A 21,909-nucleotide genomic window follows, 5' to 3' on the forward strand; every position below is an offset into this window, starting at 1 on the left:
CTATACAATTGCTGCGAACCCACCGACAAACTCAGTTTATCACGATGACTTCCACAGCCTCCGCCAGCCTCTTCGGCGCCATTGAAATGGCCCCGCGCGACCCGATCCTGGGCATTACCGAAGCATTCAATGCCGACACCAACCCGGCCAAGATCAACCTGGGGGTCGGCGTCTACTACGACGATAATGGCAAGGTTCCTTTGCTGCAGTGCGTGCAGAAGGCGGAAGCGAAGCTGATGGAACAGCAAACCCCGCGTACCTACCTGCCGATCGAAGGACTGGCGGCGTACGACAAGGCCGTGCAAGAGCTCGTATTTGGGGCCGGCAGCGCCGTAATTCAAGAGAAGCGCGCGATCACCGTGCAGGCCATCGGCGGCACCGGCGCACTCAAGCTCGGCGCCGATTTCCTCAAGCGTTTCTCGCCCGAGTCCGAGGTCTATATCAGCGACCCGAGCTGGGAAAACCACCGCGCCCTGTTCGAGAGCGCCGGTTTCGCCGTCAACAACTACACCTATTACGATGCCGCCACCCACGGCGTGAACTTCGAGGGCATGCTGGCCTCCTTGACGGCCATGCCGCGCGGCGCCATCGTGGTGCTGCACGCCTGCTGCCACAACCCGACCGGCGCCGACCTGACCCAGGAGCAGTGGGGCCAGGTTATCACCGCCGTGGTCGACAAGGGCCTGGTGCCTTTCCTCGACATGGCTTACCAGGGCTTCGGCGCCGGTATTCTCGAGGACGGCGCCGTAGTGCGCCGCTTCGCCGACACCGGCCTGCCTTTCCTGGTCTCGAACTCGTTCTCGAAGTCGTTCTCGCTGTACGGCGAGCGCGTCGGCGCGCTGTCGATCGTCGCCACCAGCGCCGAGGAGACCGCGCGCGTGCTCTCGCAGCTCAAGCGTGTCATCCGTACCAACTACTCGAACCCGCCGACCCATGCGGCCAAGGCGGTCGCGATGGTGCTGTCCACCCCGGAACTGCGCCAGCTGTGGGAAGAAGAGCTGGCCGGCATGCGCGTGCGCATCCGCGAGATGCGTGGCGCCTTCGTCGAGAAGCTGAGGGAAAAAGCGCCAGGCATGGACTTCGAATTCGTGCGCGAGCAGGTTGGCATGTTCTCGTATTCGGGCTTGAGCAAAGAGCAGGTGGGCAAGCTGCGCGAGCAGTCGATCTACGCCGTGGACACCGGCCGCATCTGCGTCGCCGCGCTGAACTCGACCAACCTCGACCGCGTCGTTGACGCCGTGGCGAAAGTTCTTTAAAATCCTGGCTCTTCGGAGTTGATTCAGTTCGATGTCGAAGAGCAGCAGCTTGCTTGCGCTGCACGCCGTGAATTTGACAGCGTGTCCTTGCAAACATATAATGTTGCGATCAATTCCCTGATAGCTCAGTTGGTAGAGCGACGGACTGTTAATCCGCAGGTCCCTGGTTCGAGTCCAGGTCGGGGAGCCAGAATTCTGAAAGGCCGCATCGCAAGATGTGGCCTTTTTTGTTTTCATACAAAGTTGCTCATCGGTAGTTGCTTTTCTATGCATAAAGAGTAGTCTGTCAATACATTCTTATTGGAACTGCACAGTGAAGCATTTACCAACGAGTAAAAGTATCGCGGTCGGAGGGCAGGTATTGCGCTTTTCCCTCTCAGGGGAGGGGAGGCCGACCATCGTCATGCTCAGCGGCTCCGGCGGCCCACTGGAAGGGTGGTTCAGGCTCTTTCCCGAGCTTTCCAAACTGGGTACGGTCGTCACCTACGACCGCCCCGGCGTCGGCGCCAGCGCCCGGGCCCGCGAGCCGCAACTGGGCACCACCGTCGCCCTGCAACTGCGTGCACTACTGCGCGAGATCGGGGCCCGGCCACCTTTCCTGCTGGTCGGACATTCTTTCGGTGGACTGCATGCCAACCTGTTTGCCCGCGTCTATCCCGAAGAGACTTGCGGCGTACTCTTCCTGGAGGCGACCGCGCCGGACGACGTGCTCCATATGAAACGCTACTTGTCCGGCCTGCAGCGCGCGGTGGCCGGGCTGCTCGACCGTCTGTCGCCGCCGGACCCGAACGACGAGATCAGTAACGAACTCGAGACCGTGGCCGAGATCGCCGAGGCGCCGCCTTTCCCTCCGATTCCCGTCACCGTGATCTCGGGCGGCAAGCGCCTGCCGCGCTGGATGGCCTCGTTTGAAGCCCAGCGCGAGCGCGAGCGGAACCAGGAAGCGCTGGCGCGCCTCTCGCCGTTCGGCGAGCGCGTGGTCGCGAAGGGGAGCGCGCATTTCCCCCAGATGTCCGAACCCCTGCTGGTCCTGGCAGCGCTGGAAAAGCTGGTGGCGCGGACCCGCGTGGCCCAGGTCGCGCGCTAGCTTCTGCAAGAAACTTGCCTTTCGAAAGCCGAGGGGTTCGCGAAATCGAAAAGCACTGCTATAATGCGGCCTCTAATCCCTGATAGCTCAGTTGGTAGAGCGACGGACTGTTAATCCGCAGGTCCCTGGTTCGAGTCCAGGTCGGGGAGCCAGAATGCATGAGAAGGGCCCGCAGCGATGCGGGCCCTTTTTGTTTTCTGCCGGAATTTTTACACTTGTCAAAAAACCGACGGTCCCGTGGCCCGCCCTCAGCTGCACTTCGGTTGGTTGATCGCCGGCGGCAGCCGGAGCTTGAGCGTGCGGCTGTCCAGTTTCGGGTCGCGCCGCTCGTCCTTGATGCTGAAAGCCATGTGCTTTTCATAAAGCGAGCGCAGGAAGGCGTCTTCGCTCATCAGCCCGGCACCGGCTTGACGCGCGACGCCGCTTCCAGCGCCCGCTGGCGCGCGGTGCCGATATCGCCGGCCGTGGCCAGCGCCACGCCCATGCGGCGGCGTTCGAACGACTCCGGCTTGCCAAACAGGCGCAGGTCGGTGCCGGGCACGCGCAGCGCGTCGGCCACGCCCTCGAAGGCGATGCCGGCGCCTTCCACCTGGCCATAGATGACGGCGGAGGCACCCGGCGAGCGCAGCGTCACGTCGACGGGCAGGCCGAGCACCGCCTTGGCATGCAGCTCGAATTCGCTCTGCACCTGGGTGGCCATCGTCACCATGCCGGTATCGTGCGGGCGCGGGCTCACTTCCGAGAACCACACGGTGTCGCCCTTGACGAACAGCTCGACGCCGAACACGCCGCAGCCGCCCAGGTTCTCGGTCACTTTCGCTGCGATCTCCTGCGAGCGCGCGAGTGCGATGGGGCTCATCGGGTGCGGCTGCCATGATTCGACGTAGTCGCCCTGCACCTGCCTGTGGCCGATCGGTTCGCAAAAACTGGTCTCCACCTGGCCGTCTGGACCGAGCGAGCGCACAGTGAGCAGGGTGATCTCGTAGTCGAAGTCGATGAAGCCTTCCGCGATCACGCGGCCGGCATCGACCCGGCTGCTGCTGGCGGCATGCTCCCATGCGCCGGCGACGTCGACGTCGCCGTCGAGTTTTGACTGGCCCTTGCCCGACGAAGACATCACCGGCTTGACCACGCAGGGAAAGCCCACGGCCGCGCAGGCCTGTTCGAGCTCTTCGAGGCTGCTGGCGAAACGGTAGGGCGAGGTCGGCAGGCCGAGTTCCTCGGCGGCCAGGCGGCGGATGCCTTCGCGGTTCATGGTCAGGAGCGCCGCGCGCGCGGTCGGGATGCAGGTAATGCGGCCCGCGTCTTCCAGCGCGACCAGGGTCTCGGTGGCGATGGCTTCGATTTCCGGCACCACCAGGTCGGGCTTTTCCAGCGCGATCAGGCTTGAGAGCGCCGCGCCGTCCGTCATGTCGATCACGTGCGCCCGGTGCGCCACCTGGTGGCCCGGCGCATTCGGGTAGCGGTCGACCGCGATGACTTCCACGCCCAGGCGCTGCAGCGCGATGATCACTTCCTTGCCCAGTTCGCCCGAACCGAGCAGCATGACCTTGGTGGCGGAAGGGGAGAGCGGGGTGCCGAGCGTGCGGGGAGTCGTCATGGATGCGGGCTGTCGTGAAAGCGGAAAGGTGGGAGTGGCGACTATAGCAAACGGGCGCCCGTGGCGCTGGAAGGCAGCCGTTTATGCGTGGCACTGGTCAAAACGTTTTCGGGCCGTTATAATGCGGCCTCTTTTCCCTGATAGCTCAGTTGGTAGAGCGACGGACTGTTAATCCGCAGGTCCCTGGTTCGAGTCCAGGTCGGGGAGCCAGAATTCGAAGGGCCGCATGCAAATGCGGCCCTTTTTGTTTGGCTGCCCGGCTTACCGCATTGATGCGCGCCGCCGTTCGGCCAGCTCGACCTGCATGCCGGTCTCCTGTCGACAGACCGTTAACGGGACTTCTTCTTGTTCGAGGTATACGTACGGGTATAGAAGCCAGGGGGCTTGTTCGCCACCCAGTCGATGAAGCTGCGCATCTCGTCATGGCCGCGCAGCGCTTCCCAGGTGTGGTAGGCCTGCAGCAGCTCGCGCTCGGTGAAGGCCGAGTGGATCTTGCGGTGGCAGATCTTATGAATCGGGAACTGTTCCTTGCCCTTGAAGGTGCGCGGCACCAGGTGGTGGCGGTCGATATTCACCGTGCCCAGCAGCCGGCCGCAGAGCGGGCAGGATGCTTCGGGCAGGGGCATGGACTCTGGCGGTTCGGGCTGGCGCTTGCGCATGCCCCGTAGATGGCGTCCGGGGCCGGAAGTTACAAGGTTCGAGCCGTCAATACAGGCGCACGATTCGAGGCCGTCCGTTGTGTCGTGAATTACCAGACGTGCTGTAGAATTAATGCTTACCCTTTTGCAATATCGTGCTGCATCCTTGACCATGACTCAATGATAGACGATCGTCCTGACTGCTCCATTCTCCTCATCGACGATGAGCCCTTCGCGCAGGACATCATTGCTCACGGCCTCAAGGGGTGCGTCAGGCATTCCCTCTGCTATGAATCGAATGCCGCGCGCGCCGTCGAGGTAGCGCGCATGGTCGGCGCGACCGTCGTGCTGGTCGACCTGCGCATGCCCGACCTGGACGGTTTCGCCGTCACCGCGCTGCTGCGCGCCCATCCCGATACCGCGGATGTCCCGGTCATCGTGCTCTCTTCCGAAGACGATGCCGAGGTCAAGGCGCGTGCCTTTGCCGTGGGCGCCAACGATTACCTGGTCAAGTGGCCGGACCCGCGCGAGCTGGTGGCGCGCGTGCGCTACCACAGCGGCGCCTGCGTCGCCCGGCGCCAGCGCGACGCCGCGTTTGCCTCGCTGCGCGTGAGCCAGGAGCAGCTGGCGGCCAGCCAGTCGGCGCTGCACCAGGCGCAGAAGATGGAAGCGATCGGCCAGCTCACCGGCGGCGTCGCCCACGATTTCAACAACGTCCTGCAGATCATCGGCGGCAACCTAGAGCTGCTCAAGCTGGTGGGGAACCTGAACGACAGCGCCCGCACGCGCGTGGAGATGGCCTTGAGCGGCGTCGAGCGCGGCGCCAAGCTGGCCGCGCACCTGCTCGCGTTCGCGCGGCGCCAGCCGCTGCAGTCGGTGGTGGTCGATCCGGCCCACCTGCTGCGCCAGATGGACGACATGATGCGCCGCCTGCTGGGGCCGAGCGCGCGCGTGGTCACCGAGATCGAGCCGGGACTGGGCAGCGCCACGGTCGACCCGGACCAGCTCAACAACGTCTTGCTGAACCTGGCCATCAATGCGCGCGACGCCATGGCCGGCAGCGGCACCCTGACCATCCGCGCCGCGAACGTGGACGGCTCCAGCACCGCTTTGCCGCCGGAAGTCTCGCATGGCCAGTACATCATGATCGAGGTGGCCGACACCGGCAAGGGCATGCCGCGCGAGGTGCTGCTACGCGCCTTCGAGCCCTTCTTTACTACCAAGCCGACCGGGCAGGGCACGGGCCTGGGCCTGTCGATGGCCTACGGCTTCGTGAAGCAGTCTGGGGGCGAGATCGTGCTGCGCAGCGAAATCGGCGAAGGCACCAGCGTGCGCATCTACCTGCCGCGCAGCGATGCGGCTCCCACTGTCGTCGAACAGATCGTTAGCCTGCCGCTCGCCGGCGGCCTGGAAACCATCCTGGTGGTCGAGGACGAAGACGCCGTGCGCGATTCCACCTCGGCCATCCTGTCGGCGCTGGGCTACGAGGTGCTGGAAGCGCCGGATGCGGCGGTGGCGATCGACATCATCGAGAGCGGCCGCCACGTCGACCTGGTGTTCTCCGACGTGATCATGCCGGGGCCCGTGACCAGCCTGCATCTGGGCGAGGTAGTGCGCACACGACTGCCGCAGGCCAAGCTGCTGTACACGTCGGGCTATGCCGAAGGCGTGCTGTCGCACGAGGGCAAGGTGGACGCCTCGGTCCACCTGCTGCAGAAACCCTATCATCCGGACGCGCTCAGCGCCCGCATCCGGCACCTGCTGCGCAGCGGGAAACCCGCAGCGGGCGCCCGTCCATCAGGCGCCCACGCTCACTGGGGCTTGATGTAGCGGCGCGAGCCCGGGGGCGGTTCGTTCAGGACCGCCCAGAAGATACCCAGGTCGGCGATCGCGCGCACGAATTCACCGAAATCCACCGGCTTGACCACGTAGGCGTTTACGCCCAGCTCGTAGCTGCGCAAGACATCCTGTTCTTCCTTCGACGAGGTCAGCATGACCACCGGGACGCTCCTGAGCGCCTCGGTATTGCGGATCTCCTTGAGCACCTCGAGCCCGTCCACCTTCGGCAGTTTCAGGTCGAGCAGGATGACGGCCGGGTTGCCGACCGCACGCTCGGCGAACTCGCCGCGGCGAAAAAGGTAGTCGAGCGCCTCGGCACCGTCGCGCATGACCACGACTTCATTGGCCAGCTGGCTCTTGGCCAGCGCAATCAGCGTCAGTTCGAGGTCGTGCGGGTTGTCTTCGACGAGAAGAATGGGCTTGAGCATCATGCGCCTTCGATAATGGGGTGTTTCGGGATACTGAACGAGAAGGTCGCGCCTTTTCCCTGCACGGAGTTGGCCCAGGCGCGGCCGTTGTGGCGCTCGATGATGCGGCGCACGTTGGCAAGACCAATACCGGTGCCCTGGAAGTCCTCCATGCGGTGCAGGCGCTGGAATACGCCGAACAGCTTGTGCACGTAGTCCATGTTGAAGCCGGCGCCGTTGTCGGCGATGTGGAAGACCGTTTCAGGGCCGCTGTCTTCCGATGTAATCGTGATCACTGCCGGGTCGCGCGCGCCGGTAAACTTCACTGCGTTCGACAGCAGGTTGAACACCGCCAGGTGCAGGAAGGTCGGGTCGGCGTGGACGGTCGGCAGCGGCTCGATATGCCAGTCGACGTTGCGGTTGGCCATCTCGATGCCGAGCTTGTCGATGCAGCCGGCCACCAGGTCGTTCATGTCGACCCTGGTCGGGCGCAGCGCGGCGCGGCCCATCTGCGAGAACGACAGCAGGTCGTCCACCAGCTTGCCGGCCAGGCGCGCCGATTCCTTGATGTTCTTCAGGAAACGCTGGCGCCGCTCCGGGTCTTCCACGCCGGTCGACTCGATCAGGAGGTCGGAGAATCCGACGATGTGGCGCAGCGGCGCGCGTAAATCGTGCGAGACCGAGTACGAGAAGGCTTCGAGCTCCTTGTTGGCGCGGCCCAGCTCCTCGGCCAGTTCGGCCATCTGCTCGGCGCGCTCGAGCACAATGCCCAGCAGCGCGGTGCGGAATTCTTCGGCCAGCTCGACTTCGGCCACGTGCCACGGCAGGCTGCGGCCGTGGATGGTCTCGCGCCACGACTGGAAGCTCAGGCGCGGCGTCAGCCGGGCCGGGCTTCCCGTGCCTGCAGCCGTGCGGGTGGCGTCCTTTTCATACGGGTTGCCGGCCCACTCGATGGTCTGCACCACTTCCGGGCGGAACCACAGCAGGTAGTGCTGGTGGATACGCGAGATCGGCAACGCCAGCAGGCCGCTGGCATTGCGTACCATGCTTGCCGCCGGTGGATACGCGTCCGCCAGGTGATCGGTGTGGAACACGCCGGAATGGCCATGCACCGCCAGCCATTCGGCCAGCACGCGGATCGCCGTCTCGTCGGGCGTGTCGCCATAGGTCAGCACGCGGTCGTCGACCACGATGGCCACACCGCCGGCGCGCCCGAAGCGCAGCAGCTCGGGGAAGACTGCGCTCATGTTTTCCAGGAAGTCGGCGCCCTTGGTCAGGTGGCCCAGCATCTCGACCATGATGCGGCGCACCTCCAGGCGGAACTGCAGTTCGCTGGCGTCTTCGCGCGACTCGATGCACAGCGCCAGGATCTGCCCCAGCTGCTCGCAGGTGGTGCGCTCTTCGACCGGGACCGGGCGGGGCGTGGCGTTGTGGCAGGAAATCAGGCCCCACAGTTTGCCCTTGACGATCAGCGAGACCGACATCGAAGCCAGCGTGCCCATGTTGCGCATGTATTGGAGGTGCACCGGCGAGACGCTGCGCAGCGCCGCGAACGACAGGTCGTTGCGCTTGCCGCTGGTGGGGTTCAGGCCCGGCACCAGGGGCGCGGCAACGTAGTTGGCGTCGTGGATCACGCGGATCGGCGAGAGCGTGTACAGCGCGCGCGCCTGGGCCGGGATGTCGCTGGCCGGGAAGTGCTGGCCCATGTACGAGTCGTAATCGTCTTCCTTCGACTCGGCCACCACGTGGCCATGGCCGTCCGGGTCGAACTGGTAGACCATCACGCGGCCGTAGCCGGTCACGGCGCGCACGTGGCGCGCGGCCAGTTCGGACAAGGATGGGATCGAGGCCGACTGGTTCACCTTGAGCAGGAAGTCGCCGATCACCGGATACAGGTGGCGGAAATCGGCTGCGCCCTCGCGCCCGACGTTTTCGAACTCGAGGATCACCAGGCCGTCCCAGGCATGCGCCAGCACGTCGAAGTGGACGCCATCGGCTGTATCGATCGTGCCGATATAGGACGGGCGCGAGGCCAGCCTGGCGGCGTCGAGTTCCGGCGCGAGGCGGGTCGCGGTGGCCTGGCCCACCACCTGCGCAAGGGGCTGGCCCGCGGCATCTTCAGCTGGCATCCCGGTCCAGCGCCCGAGGTTGGCGCTGGCTTGCAGCACCGCGAGGGAGGGGCCGGGCGACAAGGTCAGCATGAAGCCGTGCGGCTGGATGCTTCCGGGCGTGCGGATCGGCTCATTGGCGCAGGAGCTGAGGTCGAGGATGTCGGGGGAGGCCTGTGTCATATGCAAACGATAAAAGCGTGGGCGTTACAGTCCGGCATTGTAGCGTCAAATTCGGCAAATCAACCTTCAACATGGCCGATTGCCCGACATTTTCTTGCATAATCATGCTGTGCGTGCGGAGGATCTTGCTCAAGGGCGATATGATAGACATTTGTTGCAACAGACATGGAAGCGCCCGGTACATGAACACGTCCCATCCCGCCAAGCCCTCGCTCACCGACGAACAACGGTTCCAGTACCTGATCGCCGGCATCAGCGATTACGCGATCTACATGCTCGACCCCGCCGGCCACGTCAACAGCTGGAATGCAGGCGCCCAGCGCTTCAAGGGCTACAAGCCGCACGAGATCCTCAACGAGCACTTCTCGCGCTTCTACACCCCCGAAGATCGCGAGAGCGGCCTGCCGGCCCGCGCGCTGGCGCATGCCCTCCAGCACGGAAAGTACGAAGCCGAAGGCTGGCGCGTGCGCAAGGACGGCGCCCGCTTCTGGGCCCACGTGGTGATCGACCCGATCTACGACGAGCACCAGGACCTGCTGGGCTTTGCCAAGATCACGCGCGACGTCACCCAGCGCAAGCTGGCCGAGGACGCGCTGCGCGAGAGCGAGCAGCGCTTCCGCCTGCTGGTGCAGGGCGTCACCGACTACGCGATCTACATGCTCTCGCCGGAAGGCGTGGTCTCGAACTGGAACGTCGGGGCCGAGCGTATCAAGGGCTACAGCTACGACGAAGCCGTGGGCAGCCATTTCTCGCGCTTCTATGCGCCCGAAGACCGCGAAGCCGGCAAGCCGGTGCGCGCGCTGGCCACGGCGGCCCGGGACGGGCGCTACGAGGCCGAAGGCTGGCGCGTGCGCAAGGACGGCACCCGCTTCTGGGCCCACGTCATCATCGACGCGATCCATGGCGACGACGGCGAGCTGGTGGGTTTTGCCAAGATCACGCGCGACCTGACCGAGAAGAAGCTTGCCGCCGAAGCACTGGAGCAGGCCCAGCTCGCGCTGTTCCAGTCGCAAAAGATGGAATCGATCGGCCAGCTCACCGGCGGCATCGCGCACGACTTCAACAACCTGCTCTCGGTGCTCTCCAGCGGCCTGGAAGTGCTGGGCATGAGCCGCCAGGGCGGCGCCGACGCCAAGACGCTCGACAGCATGCGCCGCGCGATCGACCGCGGCGCCACCCTGACCCAGCAGCTGCTGGCCTTCGCCCGTCAACAGCCGCTGCAGCCGGAGACGCTCAGCATCAACCGCATCATCTCCGGTTTCGAATCGGTGCTGCGCCGCGCCGGGCATTCCGGCATGGAGTTCGAGCTGAACCTCGACCCGCAGGCTGGCAGCGCGGTGGTGGATGCCGCCCGCTTCGAGTCGGCGCTGCTCAACCTGGTCGTGAATGCACGCGACGCCATGCCCGAGGGCGGCCGGCTGACCCTGGACACGGCGCCGGTCAACTTGCGCGAAGGCGACGTCCTCGGCCTGGCGCCGGGCCCCTACGTCTGCATTTCGGTAACCGACACCGGCACCGGCATGTCGCCCGAAACCGTGCAGCGCGCCTTCGAGCCCTTCTACACGACCAAGGAAATGGGCAAGGGCACGGGCCTGGGGCTGTCGCAGGTGTACGGCTTCATCAAGCAGTCCGGCGGCGAGGTGGTCATCCAGAGCAGAGAAGGCGAGGGCACCTCGATCACGATCTACCTGCCGGCCGTCGCCACGCTCGAACGCGAACCGGCGGCGCACGACGACTCCGAAACCGTGCTGATCGTGGAGGACGAGCCCGATCTGCTGGACGCGGCCTCGGCGCTGTTCATGAGCATGGGCTACGAGGTGACGACCGCGGCCAACGGCCAGGAAGCGATGAACCTGCTGGCCAGCCGCGACGTCGACATCCTGTTCACCGACATCGTCATGCCGGGCGGCCCGAACGGCATCGAACTGGCCGAACACGCGCGCGAGAACTACCCGGGCGTCAAGGTGATGCTGGCCTCGGGCTATCCGCAACCGGCGCTCAAGCTGGACCAGCACAAGCTGGGGGATTTCACGTTCGTGAGCAAGCCTTATCGGTTGTCGGATCTGGCGCGCAGTTTGCGTAGTGTGCACTGAGGGGGGAGCTCATCGCGGGCACCCGCTTACCTTCACTTTATTGTTACCCTTTGATCCGTCATCCCGGCGCAGGCCGGGATCCAGTTCCGTCGCACCACGTTAGCGCTGCGCGGATGCGCCTAAGGCTATTCGCAAACCTTGGCCGGGCGACGGTCTTTAGGGTAACGGCTATACCGGCATTTGCGTCCGTCACGTCACAACCCAAAAATGATATCGCTCACCCGCTCATACAAGGTGTTCGCCGACGGCCCATTATTCGGCCAGTTGAGAATATCAAAGTGGTCATACCCCCTGTATTCCCCCAGATGATTCCACGTCCCCTTCACCGAGCGCCCGTCGTAGTCGCGCACCGGGTGCCCGAAGGGCGCGCGCATGCTCACCGTATTGACCACCCCATCGTTCGCAAACCATTCGCCGCCGACCTGCACCCGCCCCGGCGCCGCCTGGGTATAGCCGCCCAGGCCATGCTGGAAGCTTGATGGCACGATCCATTCGCCGGCCGTGCCCTTGAAAACGGGGATCATGTCCCGGCGCGCATACTGGTTCGAAACCGTTTGCACCGGCGCGACCGCGCGGTCGGTGCCGTTGCAGCACCAGCTGCCGGCTTCGGTCGCCACCGTGCCCACCGAGTAGTAATAGATATGGGGCGAAGTGCGCGCCCACAGGTTGAAGTCGCGCGCGCCGTCGGGCGAGAGTTCCCACTGCGCCCAGCGGTGCTGCAAGGCCGCCTGCAGCGGCGTGCGCAAGGCGGGGTTGGCGCTCAATACCGCGTCGGCATAGGTGGTGCCGTTGTGCGGGGCCGAGATCGTCGTCACGCTGCGCACCCAGCCGGTTTTCCCTCCCGCGTACAGCGTGTGGCCGCCTTCAATCTCGGGCGAGCCGTGTTCCAGCAGCTCGACCAGCGCGCGGATCGTGGTGCCGCCCTGGCTGTGGCCGATCAGGTGAATGGGGTGCTGGTCGTCCCAGGCCGGGTAGAGCGCGAGCGGATACCCCTGCGGGTTATTCTTCGGGTCGGCGGCCCAGCATTTGCCGCTTGGGGTCTGCTGCTGGCCGGGCGTGCCGTAGCGGCGCACGTGGGCTGGACCATAGTCGACACAGCCGCCCTTGATCTGCGCGTACAGGTCGGCCGCGCGGTCCCGGTTCGAGCTGATCGGCCCGACCACCGCCGCAAACACCGTGCGCGGACCGCGGTAGACCTGCATGTGCGAGGCGATGTCGCCATAGCCGCCCCAGTAATTGAAGCCGCTGTGCTCGAAGGTGTCGGGGCCGAAGCCGAGGAAGCCGTGCACCAGGATCACGGGATAGTTGTTGGCCGCGGCGGCCGGCGCGCAGGCTACCCCCGCGCCCAGCGCAGAGAGCGCGGCGAAACAGGCGTGAAGGAGGCGAACCATGAAATTCTCCGGAAATGGCGTCAGGGCCATTGTCGGATCTGGGGGAGGGGGGCGGTTTGCGCTTGATCGCAAACGCGGGCCATGCTGCCGTAGGGTGATCGGCTACACCGACCGTGCGTTCAACCTGGGTCAATCAACCACGGCGCGGATTAGTTTAGGTAATTTGAATGCGCGGACGGGAAGACCCGCCCGCCCTGCAACAGCTTAATTCGTCGCCTTGTTGCTGCCGATTGAGGTGCTCGGCGCCGAGCTGGCCGCGTCCAGCTTCCGCGCCGGCGTGACCGACGCCGTGACCGCCGCCTTTTCGGCCTGGTCCATGCGATCGCCATTCCACACCACGTAATCGTCGATCGAATACAGGCGGCAAGGATCGGTGCTCTTCGCGGTGCAGGTGGCCAGCGCGCGGCCGTCCGGGTCTTCGCCTTCCTCGGCCCAGGTCCAGGCTCCGCTCGACGACACGGCGAAGGCGCGCGGCGTCATCTTGCCCAGGTATTCCTGGTAGGCGCGGCGGCCGTTCCCGGACAGGAAGGGCACGGCATCGACGTCGTCGACCCTGGCGAAGTCGGTGCGCGCCGGGCTCGGGGGCGGCGGCACCTCGTGCAGCACCCTGGTCGGCATGCCGACCTGCTGCAGGAAGTGCATCGTGTCCGCCAGCCAGATCTTCCCGCCGTCGCGGCTGGCCAGCATGCCGTGCGCGTCGCGCTTGAAGGACGGGAACTCGACCAGGCGGCCACGCCCGCCGGCCGCCTCGAACGCGGCGTGCATGCGCTGCGCCAGCTCGGGGCCGAACAGGGAATCGTTCTGGCCATACATCCACAGGGTCGGCAAGGTGGCCTTCGAGCCGTAGTCGGCAAATGCCGACACCAGCGCCGAGCGCCATGCGCAGCGGTCGCTGTCGTCGCGCAGGCCGCCGGCGAAGTTGATCAGCCCGCGCACGCCCTGCAGCTCGCGGGTGCCGAGGGCGATCGTCGCCAGGCCCCCATACGACTGGCCGGCAACGACGATGCGGCCGGCGTCGACCCAGGGCTGCTGGCGCGCATAGGCGAGGGTGGCGGCGATGTCGTCGGCCTGGGCATGGCCATTGGCCGTCATGTTGCAGCCATGGTCGCGGTAACGGCCGGTGGAATTGGCGAAGCCCTGGCGCATTGGCACCATCACTGCATAGCCGCGTTTCACGAAGGCCGTGGCCATGTGATAGAAGCGGTCGCGCGGCTGCATGCTCGGACGGCCGGGATCCTTGCCGTGGTTGATGATGATGAGGGGGAAGGGGCCCGGGCCGTTCGGCTGGAACACCGTGGTCTCGAGCATCGCGCGATTCTGTGCGCCGGCCGGCACCTGGACGATGTGCTCGTTCATCCTGTGGTCGAGTTGCAACTCCTGCTGCACAGCGATACCGGGAAGCATGGCCAGAACGAGGAGCGCGGTGGCCGCGAAATTGCGAAGCGTGAGGCGTGGGTGCATGGTGACTCGGTCTCGACTGCGTACGAATGAACATGCGATCCGGAATAATTTCCGCAAGGCATAAGTTGATTCTAGGTACGCGTAGAGGCCAGAGCAATATCCGTTTAGCCAACTCTTGAGCTAAATTTTTGCGTCGTGCAAAGATGACCACGCCGGGAGGTGTCCGGCGTGGTGTTTCGTGAACGGTTATCATGCGAACCTGGCAAAAGGTGAGGCATCGCAGAGGGAAATGGTCAAGTGAGCAAGTACGCGCCGCGCGAATGGGCGCCCGACGAAAAGCCGATGCTCCCCGGCTCCCCGTCCACGCCCGCCGTGGACCTGTACCGCGCGCTGGGCGGCGGCTCGACACCCAAGCCATGAACGAACCCGTGTTGAGGCGCGCGCACTGCGCCACCTGCCTGCGCGCGCAATCGGCCTGCATCTGCCGCTGGATCACGCAGGTCGAGGCGCGGGCGGCGCTGCTGGTGCTGCAGCATCCGCTGGAAGTGGCCAATGCCAAGAACAGTGCACGCCTGCTGCACCTGAGTGTCGCGGGCAGCACGCTGGCGGTAGGCGAGGCCTTCGACCCGGCGGAACTCGACGCGCTGCTGCATGCTGGCGGGCGCGTGCCCGTGCTGCTGTACCCGCAGACCGCGCGCGACGCCAAGCTGCCGGAGCCGCCGCCCTTCGTCCCAGGCGATGCGGACCGGGTCCGGCTGGTGGTGCTGGATGCGACCTGGCGCAAGAGCCGCAAGATGCTCTACCTGAACCCGGCCTTGCAGCGTTTGCCGCGGCTGGCGCTGGTGGACGTGGCGCCGTCGAACTACCGCATCCGCAAGGCGCATGCGCCGCACCAGTTGTCGTCGCTGGAAGCGGCTGCCCTGGCGCTGGGGCAACTGGAAGGCGAAAGTGGAGCCTTCCAGACGCTGCTGGATGCCTTCGAGGGCTTCGTAGGGCAGCAGGCGGCGTATGCGGTGCATCCGCACCACAACACACGTCCTGCTTGAGTTCTGCGCGGCCCGGGCGTAAAATACTGTATAAATACACAGTATGGAGCCGACGTGCCCGACCGCGACCAACCGACTTGCCGCCAGCCCGTGGACGAGCAGCCGATGTTCGGCCCGCGTCCGCTCGCGGCGCGCAAGGGGCGGGGCGCCGTGTCGAACATGCAGGGCCGGTACGAGGTCAATGGCCGTGAAGAATTCGACGACGGCTGGGAGCGCGACGACGATGGTCCCACCGTCTTCCGCACCGTCGTCACCGAGGAACACGCCAAGACCATCTTGTCGCGCAATGCCTCGCCGGACATTCCGTTCAACGTCTCGCTTAACCCTTACCGGGGCTGCGAGCACGGCTGCATCTATTGCTTTGCGCGTCCGACGCACAGCTATCTCGGCCTGTCGCCCGGGCTTGATTTCGAAACCCGCCTGTTCGCCAAGGTCAATGCCGCCGAGTTGCTGCGGCGCGAGCTGGCCAAGCCGGGCTATGTACCCGAGCACATCGCCCTCGGCGTCAACACTGACGCCTACCAGCCCTGCGAGCGCGAGCTGCGCCTGACGCGCCAGGTGCTCGAGGTGCTCAGCGAATGCCAGCATCCGGTTGGCCTCATCACCAAGTCCGCCCTGATCGAGCGCGACATCGACCTGATCGCGCCCATGGCCGCGCGCGGCCAGGCCTGCGCCGCGATCACCCTGACCACGCTCGACCCGCAGATCGCACGCACGCTGGAGCCGCGCGCGGCCGCCCCGGCGCGGCGCCTGCGCGCCATCCGCACGCTCACCGATGCCGGCATCCCTGTCAGCGTCAGCGTGGCGCCGATCATCCCTTTCGTGACCGAGCCGGAAATCGAAAAGATCCTGGAGGCGGCGCGCGACGCCGGCGCGGTCGGCGCGCACTACGTGGTGCTGCGCCTGCCGAACGAGGTCAACCCGCTGTTCCAGGAATGGCTTCAAGCCCATTTCCCTGACCGGGCCCAGCGCGTGATGAACCGCGTGCGCGACCTGCGCGGCGGCAAGGATTACGACAGCGATTTCGGCAAGCGCATGCACGGCGAGGGCGTGTGGGCCGACCTGATCCGCCAGCGCTTTACCAAGGCGGTCGAGCGGCTGGGGATGGGGGAGTTCCGCGGACGTTTCGGCAGGCTCGATGGCTCGCAGTTCCGCAAGCCGCTGGTGGTGCCGGCGAGGCCGGGTAAGCAGGGCGGGAACGGGGCGGGGCAGCTGGATTTGTTCTAGACCTGTGACGTGCGGGCCGGGAGGGAAGCGGGGCAGGGATGCGGGGGTTGCCGCAGGCCAGTTAGCGGTATCGGCAGTCGGCTACCAGTATGGCGCAACTTGTTGTTGGTAGCCGGTAGCCGACGACCGGCCCCCTTGCGGCAAGGGGGCCGGCCAGCCCTTATTTTTTCTTCTGGATCTTGTTGTGAACGTCGTTCACCGCCATCAGCGCGGCCGAGCCGTAGAACTGGTGGTATTCCGCCACCATCTCGCCGCTCACGATGACCGGGTCGGCGTCCACATAGCTCTTGGCCTGTGCGATGTCGGAGGTTGCCAGGATGAAGATGCCGCGGCGGCCTTCCTTGCCGTCCAGCGGTCCGGCCACGGCCAGCTTCTTCTCGGCCGCCAGCTTGTTGATGTTCGCAAGGTGGCCCTCGAACATTTTCGCGCGCTCGGCCTTGTCCGTGACCTTGTTCGGGCCGGTCTTCAGGATCACGAGCACATAGCTGCGCATGCCCTGGTCATTGCCGCCGAGCGATTTGGCCAGCTCGGCGTCGTACTGCGCCGCTGGCTCGGCGGGCTTGGTCTGCGCCGCAACCGGCTGCATTGCCGCCAGCAGGAATCCACACAACACCATCAGCATCTTCTTCGACATTCCCTGTTCTCCGGTTATGGCGCGTGGCCTGCACGCACGTGTTGTCAAGACAGGCTGCAGCGCAACCCGCCGCATGCACGATTCTAGCGGACTTCCCTGCACCTGCCGTTCAACTATCCGGCCACAAGGCCGCTACCGACCCGTCGCGTTCACACCCACAGCCGGTAGATCCAGAACGATTCATCCTCGATGAAACGGTCGGCGAACTCGGTCGGCGAAAAGCCGCAGATTTCGCGGGTAACGCGGCTGAAATGGGCCTGGTCGGAAAAGCCTTCGTCCAGCGCCAGCGTCGCCCATTCGAAAGGCTGGCCGCTTTCATAGCGCTCGCGGGCGGCGAAGAAGGCGCCTTCAGTGCGCGTCAGCGCTCGCCACTGGCGCAGCGAGCGCCCGCTAAAGGACTTGATGCGGCGCTCGACCTGGCGCGTGCTACAGGTGTTGCGCCACTCGTGGGCTTGCCAGGCCAAGCGCTCGACCCAGTGCCGGCCCATCTGGCGCAGCGACGGCCGGCTGGAGCTGCGCCCCTGCACGCTGCGCCAGCGCTGGCCGAGATGTGCTTCCAGAACGCCCATCGCTGCGGCATCATCCGTGGCGCCGAGCAGGGCATCGAAGAAGGGCTGCCAGTGTGCCTCCACGGCATTCATCGCCGGCACGAACCGGTCCTGCACAGCGGCCAGGTCGAGTCCGAACAGCGCCTGCGCGACGTCCGGCAGGAAGCAGGCCATGTAGCCGCGGCCACTGGTCGGCGTCCAGGTGGTCAGCGGGCGCGATTGGCTGCCCGAGAACATGACGCGCGCGCCAAATCGTTGCCAGCCGTGCTGAGGGTCGACCAGGCCGGCATCGAGGCCGGGAAACCACGAGAGCGTCACCAGTGGCGAAGCGGGGAAATGCGACAGTCGCTGGGCATCGGTTAATTCGAGACGCGTTGTGTCGCGGCTGACCAGCACCAGCATGGCGCCCTGCAGCGCGGGCGGTGCGAGGTAGAGCCGGTCGTGCGGGAGGCGACCCTCCTTGCATAGGCGCGGCGCGCGCGCCAGCGGGTCGGGGCAGGCAAGGAGGTGGGTGTCGCAGTCGGGGACCATGGCCTGCAAGTATAGGCAGGCTTGTCAAGCCTGTCGATGTCGTTTGCGTTCAAGACGCGCCGGGCGAAGCGGTGAAAAATGGATGCCATGAATACGCCAACTCCTGCCCGATGTCCTTTCCATGCAGGCGGCCTGCCGCCTGCGCACATCCAGCACCCCGCCGGCACCTGGCCGCCCGGCCCGACATCCGGCTTGAGCGGCTGGAGCCTGCTGGCCCGCATGGCACGCGACCTGCCGTCTGCCCTTGCCGGATGGCGCCAGGAGTATGGCGACCTGGTGCACCTGCGCATGTGGCCGGAGCACCAGCTTGTCGTAGCCGATCCGCAGCTGGTGCGCGAGCTGCTGGTGACGCACCACGACGCCTTGATTCGCTGGGAACGCGGCATCGGCATCTTCGCCTACCTGCAGGGCAACAGCGTCCTGATCGCGGAAGCGCCGCAATGGGCGGCCAAGCGCCACGCCCTGCAGCCGGCCTTCGCGCCGAAAGCGGTCAAGGCTTTCGTGCCGACGATCGCGGCAGCGGCCGGGAAGGCGATGGGGGCCTGGCAGGCTGGCGGCAACGCGCCGATCGAGAGCCACCTGACTGCGCTGACGATGGACGTCATCATGCGAATGATGTTCTCGAGCGAGATCGGCGATGAAGCGCGCAGCATGGAGGCGGCGGTGCACGCGGCCTTGGTCACAGGCAATGCCGAGATGTTCTGGCCGGCCAGCTGGCCCGACTGGATGCCCTGGAAACGCCGCAAGCGCGCCGTACGCGCGCAGCTGACAGGACTGGTCGACCGCCACGTGCAGGCGCGCCTGGCCATGCCGGTCGATGCCTGGCCGGCGGACCTGCTCAGCCGCCTGCTGGAGCTGCACCGTGCCGACGGCGAAGCCTGGCCGCTCGACGCCGTGCGCGACGAATGCATGACGGCTTTCCTGGCCGGCCACGAGACCACAGCTGCCAGCCTGACCTGGTGGGCCTGGTGCATGGCCTCGAACCCGGCAGCGCAGGAGGCAGCGCGCCAGGAAGTGCAGTCGGTGCTGCAGGGTCGCGCGCCCGGCGGCGAAGACCTGCCGGCGCTGGGCTACCTGGCGCAAACGCTGAACGAGACGATGCGCCTGTATCCGGCGGCGCCGGTCTTGATGAGCCGGCGTTCGACCCGCGAGATTGCGCTGGGCGGCTGGACGATCCCGAAGCGCACCATGTTCATGATTCCGGTTTTCCTGATGCACCAGGACCCGCGCTGGTTTCCCGAGCCGCAGGCCTTTCGCCCCGAGCGCTTCGCCGCGGATGCGCCGGCGATTGCGCGCGGCGCCTTCATGCCTTTCGGGACCGGCCCGCGCGTGTGCCTGGGCCAGCACCTGGCGCTGATGGAGATGACGGTCATCGCCGCCATGCTGCTGCAGCGGTTCGTGCTGTCGGCGCCCAGGGGGCAGGCCGCGCCGCACCCGGTGCTGAACATCTCGCTGCGGCCGGCGACGCCCCTGTGCCTCGCGCTCTCGCCCGGCGCCGCGTAGGAAATCAGCGCTGCTGGCGCCGGAATTCGCCCAGGTGGCGCTCGATCTCGAACACATGCGCATCCGGCTTGCCCAGTTCGCGTAAGGCCTGCGCCAGCGCTACCAGGTAGTCGATATTGGGCCCGCTCGGGCCGCGCGCGGTGGCGATCTGGCGTGCGATATCGCGTTCGCTGGCCGGGCCGAGGAAGGCCGCGTTGTCGATGGTGGCGATGTAGACGATGCCCTCGAGCGCGCCGCCATCGTCGAAGCGAATCTCGGAGGCCAGGCGCAGGTAGCCGTTCTGTTCGCGGTGGTCGAGGTGGGCGAATTCCTCGGGTGTGACAAGGTAGGCCATGCCGTGGCAGGTCGCGCCCTCGTCCGGCACCAGGGTCACCACGCGTCCGGGCGCGGCTTCGGTGCCGCGATGGTCGTGCGAGCCTTGCCAGAAGCGGCGGCTCCAGCCCGTGATGCTGGCCGGCCGGCGTTCGATGAAGGGAAAGTCCGCCTTGAAGATCAGCGAGCCATAGCCGAACAGCCAGACGCTGTCGTGACCGTCGAAGCGGTCCATCCGGCGGTTGATTTCGATGGTGTTGAGCGACATCGGCGAAAGGGAGAACAGGGATACGCCCTATTGTAGCGCGCGGCCCTAGATGACGCGGGCCACCCAGGCGATCAGCATGCTGGATGGCACCAGCAAGGCCTGTGCGAGCAGCGTTCCGGCCAGGCGGCTGCCGACCAGCCAGACGATCGCCTTGCGGAACTGTGCGTCGCTGACCTTGCCTTCGATGACGTCGTCCGTCATGCCCGACATGTGCGGGTCGATGAAGATGGCCATCATGATCGTGGCGCCGCCATTGATGATGGACGAGAGCGTGCTCGAGGTGACCCGCACCGAGGGATCGAGCACGCCGGCATACAGCGAGGCGAACACGCCGACCGTCCAGAGTGCCGTGGCTGCCACGTTCAGCACGGTAATCCGGAACGACACGCCATGGCCGGAACGGATGCCGGTCATGTTGGTCGCCGCCGGGACGCTGGCGACATCCTTTACGTAGGACAGGCCGCCCTTGAAGAAGCCATGCAGGATCAGCTTGGGCACCGAGCGGTGGACCTGGAAATGCAGGACCGCGCGGCAGAACACGCGCTGGAAGGTCGGGATCAGGAAGGCCCCCACGATCGTCGCGAGGCTCGCCGAGACCAGCAGCCAGCGGAAATCACCCAGGAGCGACACCTGCGCCACGGCGTCGAGATTGGTCTCCACGCGCTTGGCCAGGAAGGGCCCGAGGAAGGAATTCGAGGTGCGCGAGACCAGCACCAGGATGCTGAACAGCGCGAACGACACCGCGATGCGCCGCGTGCGCACGCCGGCGATGCGCACCGAATAGGCCAGTGTGCCGATGAGGTGGATGACGAAGGTGAGGAAGCAGATCAGGAGCAGCTGGGTATCCACGAATCAGGCGCCGGTTGAGGTGTGATCGAGCTGCGCCTTCTTGACGAAGTCTTCGAGGAAGGCGATGAAGCTTTCGGCAGCGGGGGAGAGCGAGCGTCCCGGTCGGGTGTAGAGCAGGAAGCGGCGGCTCAGCATCGGATCTTCCAGCGGGCGCATCACCAGCCCGTAGAGCGTTGCCAGCGGCTGCGCATACGGCAGGCAGACCGTCACGCCCAGGCCGGCGCTGGCCATGGCCAGGGCGGTGGTCATGAAGGTGACCTCGTTGGCCGGCTTGACCGGCACCTCGCGCAGGGATGCGTGGACGTCGTCCAGCAGGCGCTCGGTGAACTGGCCCTGCAGCGAGATGAACGGATAGCGCACCACATCCTTCCAGGTCACGCGCTCCTGCTTTTCGAGCTCATGCCCCTTCGGGAACACCAGCGCGAAGGGCATCTCGAACAGCTCGTGCGCATCGAGCGGCGGCGCCGGCTCGCGCTCGGGACCGATGCCGACATCCGCCTCGCCCGAGAGCACGCGCGCGATCACGCTTTCCACCCCGGTGTCGCCCAGACGCACCTCGATGGCCGGACAGGCCTTGCGGTAGGCTGCGATCACCTCGGGCAGCAGCGTGCAGGACAGCAGCTGCGGCGCGGCGATGCGCACGATGCCTTTCTTCAGGCGGGTGTGGTCGGCCACGTTGGCCAGTGCGCCGTCGAGGTCGTCGATCATCTGGCTGAACAGCGGATACAGCTCGCGGCCAATGTCGGTCAGGATAATGCGGCGCGTGCTGCGGTCGACCACCTTGGCCTCCAGCGTCTGCTCGAGCTCCTTGATCAAACCCGAGAGGGCGGACTGCGTGACGTGCATGCTTTGGGCGGCAAGGGTAAAGTTACCCGTCTTGGCCAGGGCTACGAAGGCGCGCATCTGGCGCAAGGTCGGATTCATAAGATAGTCTGATAAATCAGGTGAAAAATACTGGTTGAATGATAGTTCGTTTTGAATTGTAATG

At 65.8% G+C, this 21,909-nt stretch carries 20 protein-coding genes and 3 tRNA genes; 11 read left to right on the forward strand and 12 right to left on the reverse strand.

Annotated features, from left to right (window positions below):
* Positions 1-44 precede the first annotated feature (44 nt).
* The 4 genes from AC56K1_RS00495 to AC56K1_RS00510 all read left to right on the forward strand — a co-directional run bounded on the left by AC56K1_RS00495 (position 45) and on the right by AC56K1_RS00510 (position 2,495).
* Positions 45-1,256 (forward strand): amino acid aminotransferase, encoded by a 1,212-nt coding sequence (locus AC56K1_RS00495; protein WP_497155906.1) that lies wholly within the window; start codon positions 45-47, stop codon positions 1,254-1,256.
* 114 nt (positions 1,257-1,370) lie between these two features.
* Positions 1,371-1,446: transfer RNA gene (locus AC56K1_RS00500), tRNA-Asn, on the forward strand.
* Positions 1,447-1,617: 171 nt separating this feature from the next.
* On the forward strand, positions 1,618-2,343 hold the full coding sequence (locus AC56K1_RS00505) for an alpha/beta fold hydrolase (RefSeq protein ID WP_497155907.1): 726 nt from the start codon (positions 1,618-1,620) through the stop codon (positions 2,341-2,343).
* A 76-nt stretch (positions 2,344-2,419) separates the two neighbouring features.
* Positions 2,420-2,495 (forward strand) — tRNA-Asn (locus AC56K1_RS00510).
* A gap of 96 nt (positions 2,496-2,591) precedes the next feature.
* Here AC56K1_RS00510 and AC56K1_RS00515 read toward each other — a convergent pair.
* Both AC56K1_RS00515 and purT read right to left on the reverse strand, forming a co-directional pair.
* Positions 2,592-2,735 (reverse strand): hypothetical protein, encoded by a 144-nt coding sequence (locus AC56K1_RS00515; RefSeq protein WP_497155908.1) that lies wholly within the window; start codon positions 2,733-2,735, stop codon positions 2,592-2,594.
* Positions 2,735-3,943, reverse strand: coding sequence for a formate-dependent phosphoribosylglycinamide formyltransferase (purT, locus tag AC56K1_RS00520; RefSeq protein ID WP_497155909.1), 1,209 nt, complete (start codon positions 3,941-3,943; stop codon positions 2,735-2,737). Before purT ends, AC56K1_RS00515 begins: the two co-directional genes overlap by 1 nt.
* A 134-nt stretch (positions 3,944-4,077) precedes the next feature.
* Between purT and AC56K1_RS00525 the strand changes: the two genes are divergently transcribed.
* Positions 4,078-4,153: transfer RNA gene (locus tag AC56K1_RS00525), tRNA-Asn, on the forward strand.
* 119 nt (positions 4,154-4,272) lie between these two features.
* Here the strand turns inward: AC56K1_RS00525 and AC56K1_RS00530 are convergent.
* Positions 4,273-4,569, reverse strand: coding sequence for a hypothetical protein (locus tag AC56K1_RS00530; RefSeq protein WP_497155910.1), 297 nt, complete (start codon positions 4,567-4,569; stop codon positions 4,273-4,275).
* A 192-nt stretch (positions 4,570-4,761) separates the two neighbouring features.
* On the opposite strand from AC56K1_RS00530, the gene AC56K1_RS00535 reads away from it, so the two are divergent.
* Positions 4,762-6,411, forward strand: coding sequence for a response regulator (locus AC56K1_RS00535; protein ID WP_497155911.1), 1,650 nt, complete (start codon positions 4,762-4,764; stop codon positions 6,409-6,411).
* Here the strand turns inward: AC56K1_RS00535 and AC56K1_RS00540 are convergent.
* Positions 6,393-6,848 (reverse strand): response regulator, encoded by a 456-nt coding sequence (locus AC56K1_RS00540; RefSeq protein WP_497156620.1) that lies wholly within the window; start codon positions 6,846-6,848, stop codon positions 6,393-6,395. The two genes, AC56K1_RS00535 and AC56K1_RS00540, sit on opposite strands and share 19 nt — an antisense overlap.
* Positions 6,848-9,118: an ATP-binding protein gene (locus AC56K1_RS00545; protein WP_497155912.1), complete on the reverse strand. Its 2,271-nt coding sequence runs from the start codon at positions 9,116-9,118 to the stop codon at positions 6,848-6,850. Before AC56K1_RS00545 ends, AC56K1_RS00540 begins: the two co-directional genes overlap by 1 nt.
* Before the next feature lie 182 nt (positions 9,119-9,300).
* On the opposite strand from AC56K1_RS00545, the gene AC56K1_RS00550 reads away from it, so the two are divergent.
* Complete coding sequence (locus tag AC56K1_RS00550; protein ID WP_497155913.1) at positions 9,301-11,211, forward strand: hybrid sensor histidine kinase/response regulator; 1,911 nt, start codon at positions 9,301-9,303, stop codon at positions 11,209-11,211.
* Between the two features lie 194 nt (positions 11,212-11,405).
* Here AC56K1_RS00550 and AC56K1_RS00555 read toward each other — a convergent pair whose 3' ends face one another.
* Together AC56K1_RS00555 and AC56K1_RS00560 are read right to left on the reverse strand one after the other, a co-directional pair.
* A complete protein-coding gene (locus AC56K1_RS00555) occupies positions 11,406-12,602 on the reverse strand; it encodes an esterase/lipase family protein (protein WP_497155914.1) in 1,197 nt (398 codons plus the stop codon).
* Positions 12,603-12,806: 204 nt separating this feature from the next.
* Complete coding sequence (locus AC56K1_RS00560; RefSeq protein ID WP_497155915.1) at positions 12,807-14,063, reverse strand: dienelactone hydrolase family protein; 1,257 nt, start codon at positions 14,061-14,063, stop codon at positions 12,807-12,809.
* Between the two features lie 237 nt (positions 14,064-14,300).
* Here AC56K1_RS00560 and AC56K1_RS00565 point away from each other — a divergent pair, with 237 nt between their 5' ends.
* The 3 genes from AC56K1_RS00565 to AC56K1_RS00575 all read left to right on the forward strand — a co-directional run bounded on the left by AC56K1_RS00565 (position 14,301) and on the right by AC56K1_RS00575 (position 16,276).
* A complete protein-coding gene (locus AC56K1_RS00565; RefSeq protein ID WP_497155916.1) occupies positions 14,301-14,423 on the forward strand; it encodes a hypothetical protein in 123 nt (40 codons plus the stop codon).
* On the forward strand, positions 14,420-15,049 hold the full coding sequence (locus AC56K1_RS00570; protein WP_497155917.1) for a tRNA-uridine aminocarboxypropyltransferase: 630 nt from the start codon (positions 14,420-14,422) through the stop codon (positions 15,047-15,049). Before AC56K1_RS00565 ends, AC56K1_RS00570 begins: the two co-directional genes overlap by 4 nt.
* Before the next feature lie 105 nt (positions 15,050-15,154).
* Complete coding sequence (locus AC56K1_RS00575; protein ID WP_497156621.1) at positions 15,155-16,276, forward strand: PA0069 family radical SAM protein; 1,122 nt, start codon at positions 15,155-15,157, stop codon at positions 16,274-16,276.
* A 160-nt stretch (positions 16,277-16,436) separates the two neighbouring features.
* On the opposite strand, the gene AC56K1_RS00580 is transcribed toward AC56K1_RS00575, so the two are convergent.
* Both AC56K1_RS00580 and AC56K1_RS00585 read right to left on the reverse strand, forming a co-directional pair.
* Positions 16,437-16,910 carry a YciI family protein gene (locus tag AC56K1_RS00580; protein ID WP_497155918.1) on the reverse strand — a complete coding sequence of 158 codons (474 nt, stop codon included), beginning with the start codon at positions 16,908-16,910 and terminating at the stop codon, positions 16,437-16,439.
* A 149-nt stretch (positions 16,911-17,059) separates the two neighbouring features.
* Positions 17,060-17,989, reverse strand: coding sequence for a helix-turn-helix transcriptional regulator (locus tag AC56K1_RS00585; protein ID WP_497155919.1), 930 nt, complete (start codon positions 17,987-17,989; stop codon positions 17,060-17,062).
* 87 nt (positions 17,990-18,076) lie between these two features.
* On the opposite strand from AC56K1_RS00585, the gene AC56K1_RS00590 reads away from it, so the two are divergent.
* On the forward strand, positions 18,077-19,492 hold the full coding sequence (locus tag AC56K1_RS00590; protein ID WP_497155920.1) for a cytochrome P450: 1,416 nt from the start codon (positions 18,077-18,079) through the stop codon (positions 19,490-19,492).
* Positions 19,493-19,496: 4 nt separating this feature from the next.
* Here the strand turns inward: AC56K1_RS00590 and AC56K1_RS00595 are convergent, their stop codons facing one another.
* Genes AC56K1_RS00595 through AC56K1_RS00605 form a run of 3 tightly spaced genes read right to left on the reverse strand, consistent with a single transcriptional unit; the run spans position 19,497 to position 21,845 of the window.
* Positions 19,497-20,072, reverse strand: a complete 576-nt coding sequence (locus tag AC56K1_RS00595) for a gamma-glutamylcyclotransferase (protein ID WP_497155921.1) — start codon at positions 20,070-20,072, stop codon at positions 19,497-19,499.
* Positions 20,073-20,117: 45 nt separating this feature from the next.
* Entirely contained in the window at positions 20,118-20,921 is an 804-nt protein-coding gene (locus AC56K1_RS00600; RefSeq protein WP_497155922.1) for a lipid II flippase Amj family protein, read from the reverse strand.
* Positions 20,922-20,924: 3 nt separating this feature from the next.
* A complete protein-coding gene (locus AC56K1_RS00605; RefSeq protein ID WP_497155923.1) occupies positions 20,925-21,845 on the reverse strand; it encodes a LysR family transcriptional regulator in 921 nt (306 codons plus the stop codon).
* Positions 21,846-21,909: the final 64 nt, after the last annotated feature.

This window comes from Telluria sp. ZB4P37 (genome assembly GCF_059685855.1).

Excerpts from the sequence above, each read along its gene's own strand:
- AC56K1_RS00495 (WP_497155906.1), top strand. The coding sequence starts at position 45 with ATGACTTCCACAGCCTCCGCCAGCCTCTTCGGCGCCATTGAAATGGCC.
- AC56K1_RS00515 (WP_497155908.1), bottom strand. The coding sequence starts at position 2,735 with ATGAGCGAAGACGCCTTCCTGCGCTCGCTTTATGAAAAGCACATGGCT.
- purT (WP_497155909.1), bottom strand. The coding sequence starts at position 3,943 with ATGACGACTCCCCGCACGCTCGGCACCCCGCTCTCCCCTTCCGCCACC.
- AC56K1_RS00530 (WP_497155910.1), bottom strand. The coding sequence starts at position 4,569 with ATGCCCCTGCCCGAAGCATCCTGCCCGCTCTGCGGCCGGCTGCTGGGC.
- AC56K1_RS00535 (WP_497155911.1), top strand. The coding sequence starts at position 4,762 with ATGATAGACGATCGTCCTGACTGCTCCATTCTCCTCATCGACGATGAG.
- AC56K1_RS00540 (WP_497156620.1), bottom strand. The coding sequence starts at position 6,848 with ATGCTCAAGCCCATTCTTCTCGTCGAAGACAACCCGCACGACCTCGAA.
- AC56K1_RS00545 (WP_497155912.1), bottom strand. The coding sequence starts at position 9,118 with ATGACACAGGCCTCCCCCGACATCCTCGACCTCAGCTCCTGCGCCAAT.
- AC56K1_RS00550 (WP_497155913.1), top strand. The coding sequence starts at position 9,301 with ATGAACACGTCCCATCCCGCCAAGCCCTCGCTCACCGACGAACAACGG.
- AC56K1_RS00555 (WP_497155914.1), bottom strand. The coding sequence starts at position 12,602 with ATGGTTCGCCTCCTTCACGCCTGTTTCGCCGCGCTCTCTGCGCTGGGC.
- AC56K1_RS00560 (WP_497155915.1), bottom strand. The coding sequence starts at position 14,063 with ATGCACCCACGCCTCACGCTTCGCAATTTCGCGGCCACCGCGCTCCTC.
- AC56K1_RS00570 (WP_497155917.1), top strand. The coding sequence starts at position 14,420 with ATGAACGAACCCGTGTTGAGGCGCGCGCACTGCGCCACCTGCCTGCGC.
- AC56K1_RS00575 (WP_497156621.1), top strand. The coding sequence starts at position 15,155 with ATGTTCGGCCCGCGTCCGCTCGCGGCGCGCAAGGGGCGGGGCGCCGTG.
- AC56K1_RS00580 (WP_497155918.1), bottom strand. The coding sequence starts at position 16,910 with ATGTCGAAGAAGATGCTGATGGTGTTGTGTGGATTCCTGCTGGCGGCA.
- AC56K1_RS00585 (WP_497155919.1), bottom strand. The coding sequence starts at position 17,989 with ATGGTCCCCGACTGCGACACCCACCTCCTTGCCTGCCCCGACCCGCTG.
- AC56K1_RS00590 (WP_497155920.1), top strand. The coding sequence starts at position 18,077 with ATGAATACGCCAACTCCTGCCCGATGTCCTTTCCATGCAGGCGGCCTG.
- AC56K1_RS00595 (WP_497155921.1), bottom strand. The coding sequence starts at position 20,072 with ATGTCGCTCAACACCATCGAAATCAACCGCCGGATGGACCGCTTCGAC.
- AC56K1_RS00605 (WP_497155923.1), bottom strand. The coding sequence starts at position 21,845 with ATGAATCCGACCTTGCGCCAGATGCGCGCCTTCGTAGCCCTGGCCAAG.